The organism is Actinomadura sediminis, from assembly GCF_042675525.1.
In the GTDB taxonomy this organism is placed as follows: domain Bacteria; phylum Actinomycetota; class Actinomycetes; order Streptosporangiales; family Streptosporangiaceae; genus Spirillospora; species Spirillospora sediminis.
The window spans coordinates 1-2,188 of sequence record NZ_JBHTJA010000234.1 but is presented as its reverse complement, the minus strand read 5'-3'; the positions used below and the strand labels follow the sequence as shown (position 1 = coordinate 2,188).

Annotated in this window: 2 protein-coding genes and 1 pseudogene; all 3 read right to left on the bottom strand. The window is 76.6% G+C overall.

The features are described from left to right. Positions 1-60: 60 nt before the first annotated feature. Entirely contained in the window at positions 61-450 is a 390-nt protein-coding gene (locus ACFQ11_RS37585) for a hypothetical protein (protein WP_378307711.1), read from the bottom strand. Positions 451-492: 42 nt separating this feature from the next. Next, positions 493-1,191 carry an SseB family protein gene (locus ACFQ11_RS37580; RefSeq protein ID WP_378307710.1) on the bottom strand — a complete coding sequence of 233 codons (699 nt, stop codon included), beginning with the start codon at positions 1,189-1,191 and terminating at the stop codon, positions 493-495. 69 nt (positions 1,192-1,260) lie between these two features. Beyond that, positions 1,261-2,188 (bottom strand): annotated as a pseudogene (locus tag ACFQ11_RS37575) (hypothetical protein); the annotation flags it as partial.

Sequence of the window (2,188 nt, the reverse complement as noted above, 5' to 3'; positions counted from 1 at the left end):
CCGCGCACGGCGTCGCCCGTCCGAGCCGCCGGGCGACCCTCGTGGCCGGGGCGGGCCGGGTCAGCCGGCCAGGCCGCGGCGGATCGCGGCCGCGACGGGCGAGTCGTCCCGGAGCGGGCCCACGGGGAGGAGCGGCGGCTGCGCCATGAACTTCGGCTCGGTGCCCCGGTGCGGCTGGGCGGCGTGCACCGGGAACGGGTGGCACAGGTAGACGTCGCCCGCCCGTCCGGTCGCGAGCGCGACGGGACCATGCCCGGTGGCGGGCACGGCGCGCTCGGCGATCTCCATGAAGGTCAGGCCGCGGTCGCTTGCCGGCTCCAGGATGGGCGGGACGTCCAGGTGGGACCCCACGCGGATCCGGGTGGGGGCGTCGTCCTCGCCGACGTCGGAGAGCAGGAAGAGCATCAGCAGGTCGCGCCCCTCGGAGGCGACGTTGTCAGAGCCGTGCATCGGTCCAGGATCGCGACCGGGCGGAGGCCGCGTCGACCGGTTCTACGCGCGGCGGACGACGCTCAGCTCGACGCCGCCGACGATCCGGCCGCGCAGCACCTCCGCGAGCCGGTCCGACACCCGCTGGACGGTGCGGCGCTCGTCGTGCCCCGGGTTCACCGCGAACCGGACGGCCAGCTCGGCGGCCGTGCCCTCGGTGACGCGGACCCCCGCGACGGCCTCGTCGGAACCGAACGCGGCCTCGACCGCGGCGAGGACGTCCGGGTCCTCGTGCGGCGCCGGGATGGGACGGCCCTCGGCGAGCAGGTGCAGCCGCAGCCCGTCCACGGCGAACGGGACGGGCCCCGCCACGTCGATCACGAGGGCGTCGGCGTTCTCGTCCAGCACCGCGCGGCACGCCTGCCCGGCCGGCACCGCCACCGGCCGGGCGTCGGCCCGCCACGCCCTCATCGTCTCCGCGCAGGTGAACCCGAGCACGCCGCGGCGCCCGTCCTCGCCGGTCAGCAGGGGCAGCGCCATGTCGCTCGACTTCTCGCGCCGCAGCTCCCCGGGGGCGACGTCCTCCTCCTCGGTCAGGATCGCCACGACGGGCACCAGCAGCCGGGCGCCCTGGAGGCGGCGCAGGACGGTGTGCTGGCCGACCCGTCCCGCCGCGTACCCCGCGAGCGCCTCGCAGAGCCGGGGATCGGCGCCGCCGTCGTCGTCGGGGAACTGGGGTTGGGGAATCGTCAATCCGGACACGGTGGGAAGGCTATAACCTCCGGCGACCGCCAGGGGTGCCGATCCGGATACTCTCCGTGGGCGGTCGCGTCAGGGGCGGGCGCCGATCCTGTCGACCCACCCCGTGCGCGTGTAGGACATCGTCAGGACGCCGGAATCGTAGGCGAGCAGCTCGGCCGACTCCGGGTCGATGATCAGGCGGACCCCGAGCGCCTGGTCCGACGCCGTCATGGGCAGGACGAGCGCCACGCCGCGCCGGCCGAGCGGGTCGGTCGCCGTGCCCGGCGACCGGACGTCCGGCCGCGCGGCCAGCACCCGGTACAGCGCGGCCTTCGTGCCGGGGGTGAGCGGGCCCGCGAGCAGGTCCGCCGCTGCGGTGAAGACGAACTCGGAGAACGAGGGCCGCGTCTCCTCGATGAACCGGCGGACCTCGGGGTCGGCGCCGCGGGCGTCCGCCTCGGACCGGCGGGCGTCGGCGTCGAACCGGCGGCGGAGCTCCGCCGCCAGCCCGGCCGCGTCCGTCGGCAGTTTCCGCAGGTCCGCCGTGGACAGCCGCCCGTTCCCGAGCTGGTAGAAGATCGCCATGTCGTAGTCGTTCACCGACTCCCGCCGCAGCTCCTCCGGGACCAGCGGTTCGGACCCGGCGCGCTTCCACGCCGCCTCGTCCTCGGGGGTGGGGAACACGGCCTCCGCGCCGATGCCGGTGACCGTCCGGCTGGGGTCGTCGCCGTCGCGCGCGATCCAGGAGCGCTGCCCGTGCCGCAGCTCGTACGTGTACGGCAGCTTCTCCGGCCGGGGGCGGCGCCCGTCCGCGGGCGGGCGGACCGTCGCGGGGTCGGTCTTCGTGTCGATGACCTGCCCGGTCGTGTACTCGGTGTACCAGTACCGGCCCGCCGCGGCGGGCGCCCGCTCGGCCTTCTCGGCGCTCGCCAGCAGGAACGAGCGCGCGTCGGCCGGCGGCGCGGTCGCCGCTGGCGGGGCGGCCGGGGCCGGGTCGCCGCCCGCCGTCACGACGACG

What these genes read in the sequence shown, in the direction of transcription:
- ACFQ11_RS37585 (WP_378307711.1), bottom strand. Translation starts at nt 450, where the DNA reads ATGCACGGCTCTGACAACGTCGCCTCCGAGGGGCGCGACCTGCTGATG.